The organism is Corallococcus sp. 4LFB, assembly GCF_046520365.1.
GTDB lineage: Bacteria > Myxococcota > Myxococcia > Myxococcales > Myxococcaceae > Corallococcus > Corallococcus caeni.
The window spans coordinates 1-663 of sequence record NZ_JBKGHJ010001189.1 but is presented as its reverse complement, the minus strand read 5'-3'; the positions used below and the strand labels follow the sequence as shown (position 1 = coordinate 663).

Annotated in this window: 1 pseudogene; it reads right to left on the bottom strand. The window is 75.7% G+C overall.

What is annotated here, in order from left to right:
* Positions 1-663: pseudogene (locus ACLEQD_RS44840) on the bottom strand (cyclase); the annotation flags it as partial.

The following is a 663-nucleotide window of genomic DNA, read 5'->3' as shown; positions in this document are numbered from 1 at the left end:
GCCCAGTCCTCCCGCACGAGCGAGGCCCTTCCCAGCTCTCCCAGCGCGGTGCCTTCCAGCAGCCGCTGGCCCAGCAGCCGCGACAGGCGCACCGCGGACTCCAGGTGCTCGCAGGCCTCCGCGACGCCGCCCGCGTCCATCAGGTAGCAGCCCAGGTTGAGCCGCGCGAGCGCCTGTCCCGCGCGGTCCTCCACGCTCAGCGCCCGGCCCAGCGCCTCGCCCAGGAGCATCACCGCCTCGCCGGCGTCGCCCGCCTCGCCGATGGCGACCGCGCAGTTGGTGAGGAAGCCCACCTCGAACGTCACGTCGCCCACCTCGCGGAACAGCGCCAGCGACGCGCGCAGGTGCGGGATGGCCGCCTCCGGTCCCCGGCGCACCTGTTCGACGAGGCCCAGGTTGCCCACCGCGTAGGCCTCCAGCCAGCGGTCGCTCCCGGAGGGCAGCGCCTGCGCGTCGCGCATCAGCGTCCACGCGGCGGCGCCGTCCCCGGCGTGACGGGCGACGATGGACAGGTCCACGAGCACGCGCTTCTCCTGCGCCGTCTCGCCCAGCGTGTGGAAGACGCCGCGCGACTCCTCCAGGGCGTGGCGTGCGTACTCCGCCTGCCCCGCGTCCAGGTACGCGCGGCCCCAGCACCGCAGCGCCTCCGCGCGCTTCAGCGGC